General features: G+C 51.1%; 4 protein-coding genes. 2 read left to right on the top strand and 2 right to left on the bottom strand.

The annotated features are described in order from the left end of the window. Together HOK28_04350 and HOK28_04355 are read left to right on the top strand one after the other, a co-directional pair. A partial coding sequence (locus HOK28_04350) for a phosphoribosylaminoimidazolesuccinocarboxamide synthase (protein ID MBT6432298.1) occupies nt 1-686 on the top strand: 686 nt, incomplete at its 5' end. A gap of 242 nt (nt 687-928) precedes the next feature. Further along, the gene (locus HOK28_04355; protein ID MBT6432299.1) at nt 929-1,966 is read left to right on the top strand and encodes a glutamine synthetase; all 1,038 of its coding nucleotides are present in this window, start codon (nt 929-931) and stop codon (nt 1,964-1,966) included. Nucleotides 1,967-2,028: 62 nt separating this feature from the next. Here HOK28_04355 and HOK28_04360 read toward each other — a convergent pair whose 3' ends face one another. Beyond that, nucleotides 2,029-2,541 carry an NUDIX domain-containing protein gene (locus tag HOK28_04360; protein MBT6432300.1) on the bottom strand — a complete coding sequence of 171 codons (513 nt, stop codon included), beginning with the start codon at nt 2,539-2,541 and terminating at the stop codon, nt 2,029-2,031. A 16-nt stretch (nt 2,542-2,557) separates the two neighbouring features. Then, the gene (locus HOK28_04365) at nt 2,558-3,076 is read right to left on the bottom strand and encodes a hypothetical protein (GenBank protein MBT6432301.1); all 519 of its coding nucleotides are present in this window, start codon (nt 3,074-3,076) and stop codon (nt 2,558-2,560) included. Nucleotides 3,077-3,087: the final 11 nt, after the last annotated feature.

Consider the following 3,087-nt stretch of genomic DNA (forward strand, 5'->3'; position numbering starts at 1 on the left):
ACAGTCCGCACCCTAATGTGATGCGGGTCCATCGTGCAGCGCCTATTTCGGCTGAGATTATCGTTCGCCGTTACATAACGGGTTCGCTTTGGCGTGATTATCAGGCAGGCAGCGCGGGCGCCTACGAAATCGATTTCCCGGTTGATTTAAAGCGCGACCAGCGTTTTGAAACACCGATTATCACTCCCTCTACGAAGGCAGCGGTCGGTGAGCACGACCTACCGATTAGCCGCCGTAATTTGGTTGCCGAGGGTCACGTGGAGCAGGCGCTCCTCGATGAAGCTTGCGAGAAGGCTTTGGCTCTTTTTGAGCGAGGGGAGGCTCTTGCAGCTAAGCAGGGTCTGATTTTGGTCGATACCAAGTACGAATTCGGGATGATCGATGGAGAGCTGGCAGTGATTGATGAAATTCACACCGCGGACTCAAGCCGATACTGGATGGCAGACGAGTACGAAGCACGATTCGCAGCAGGCGAATCTCAGCTTATGCTTGATAAGGAAAATATTCGCCAATGGTTAATCTCTCAAGGTTATCAGGGCGAGGGTGAGCCGCCTGCGATTCCTGGTGAAATCCGAGTGGATCTAGCAGAGAAATACGTTGAGCTCTATCAGCGGCTGCTTGGTAAGAGTTTCGAGCCGGCCAAAATCTCAAGCCCATCCGAGCTTTACGATACGCTCAAGGCTTAAGGTGTAGGTTCTAGGCCTACCAAATCGTAGTTTCAAGTCGCCTGATTCCACCAAAATGTAGATCCTCTCGTTCAAGGAAACGCTGGCTTTGCGCTGGGGTTTCCTATCCTTCCGATTCTACAGCCCTTTGAACATTTGCGTGATTTTGGCACGGTGGTTGCTCGACGCTATGGAGAGAACTCCGTGCGGACAACCCGCCACGGGGCGACTTTTCGGCGATTTACGTAAAAAGGACCACGAGCATGTTGAAGCAGGCAGAATATATTTGGCTAGACGGTACAGCACCCACCCAAGAACTTCGTTCCAAGACGCGCATCTTAGAAACCGAAGGGATTACCTTAGACGGTTTCCCTGATTGGGCATTCGACGGGTCTTCTACTGCGCAATCTCCTGGCAACGACTCAGATCTAACCTTAAAGCCAGTTAGCTTTGTTGATGATCCTATCCGGGGCGAAGGTAACTATCTCGTTATGTGCGAGGTTTTCACGTCCGACGGTGAAGCGCATGAAACAAATCACCGGGCGACCCTCCGAGATGTATTGGATGCGGGCGCAAGTGAACTCGGCGCTTGGATGGGATTCGAGCAAGAATACACGCTGTTTGAAGGTGCACGACCACTTGGCTGGCCCGAAGTAGGGTTCCCGGCTCCTCAAGGCCCGTTCTACTGTGGCGTAGGTGCCGACAAAGTCTACGGCCGAGAAATTGTTGAACGTCATACCGAGCTTTGCCTGCAGGCAGGCCTTATGATTTTCGGAACCAATGCGGAAGTTATGCCGGCGCAGTGGGAATTTCAGATGGGTTACCGAGGCGTCGCGGGTGAATCAGCTGACCCATTGACTGTATCCGACCACCTTTGGTTTGCTCGCTGGTTATTGAACCGTGTCGGTGAAGACTACGGTGTCTCTGTTAATTATGAAGTAAAGCCTGTGAAGGGTGATTGGAACGGAGCGGGCGCTCACACCAACTTTTCGACTTCTAAAATGCGCCATCCCGAAACCGGTGCGGCGACTATTGAAGCGGCGGTATCGGCTTTACAGGAACGGCATGGCGAGCACATTTCTGTCTATGGAGCGCATCTTGAAGAAAGGCTTACGGGCCTACACGAAACGTGCTCAATCAGTGAATTTAAGAGCGGAACTGCCGACCGTGGAGCATCCATTCGAATTCCGCTTGCAGTGTCAAAGCAGGGCTTTGGCTACATCGAAGACCGGCGCCCCGGAGCGAACTGCAACCCATACCAGGTTGCGTATATGCTGATGAAAACCTTGAGTGGTCAGTGAGTTGAATCTTCAATGAAATAAAAAAAGCCGGGAAAGGTCACCAACCCATCCCGGCTTTTTTTCTATATCTTAAACAGGCCTAAATCCTGATGCAGCCAAGGAGTGTAATTCTCCGGATGGCTTCGAGCGTCATCAATGAGCTCTTGCATCGCGACAAACTTAGTGTCCTGAACTTCTTCTTTGTCCAGCACAAAAGGTCCGTCATGACAGGCCTGGTAGGTTTGCACAAACTCTCGGTCGAATATGCCCAGCTCGGGATACTCAAGACTGTTGAGTCGGTAGTTCGCCACCAGACGAACCGTCAATCGGATAGACAATTCTTCCCACGCACCGCGCAATGCTGTCTCAAAACCGAATTCACCCGGTTTTGCATGCTCTGCTACAGCCAGGTCCCAAAGAGACGGTGCAACGTCCTTCTGGTCTGCTCGCTGCTGTAATAGTACCTTGTCGTGTTTGTTAAAAACCCAGACATGGACGGAACGATGAAAGAGACCACGCGTGTGAACGATACTGCGAGGAGCCTCGCCCACACGGTGATTTTCTTCGTCAAAGACTTCAAAAATCTCCGATGACAATTGATTAACCTGCTAGTTAGCCAATCAGCGATAAAGCTGATTGCGGAAGCTGGTTAGCCTGCGCCAATACCGATGTGCCTGCTTGACTGAGGATTTGGTTGCGACTCATCGCAGCCGATTCTTCAGCAACATCTACATCTTTGATGCGAGAGTTACCTGCCGCCATGTTTTCATGCATGATTGCTAAGTTACTCATTGTCATTTCCAGACGGTTTTGGGTAGCCCCAAGAGTACCGCGACTGGTGTTGATTGTTTGAAGTGCCGTATCCAAAGCTGTAATTGCTTTCTGGGCACCCGTTGAGCTTGATAGGAGCTCATCATTTAGACCGAGGCTAGTAGAACCACTGTTAGCGATTGATACCGAGATTCGGTCATTCGCCGTGTTCTTCATGCCAACCTGGAAACTTACGCCGGCAGAGACACTGCCATCTACCAGCTTTTGACCGTTGTATTCTGTGACATTTACAATACGGTCAAGTTCCGATTCAAGCAGCTGAAACTCTTGGTCCAAATATCCGCGCTCAGTCCCGTCCATTGTACCTTCGT

Source organism: Deltaproteobacteria bacterium (assembly GCA_018668695.1).
Taxonomy (GTDB): Bacteria; Myxococcota; XYA12-FULL-58-9; order XYA12-FULL-58-9; family JABJBS01; genus JABJBS01.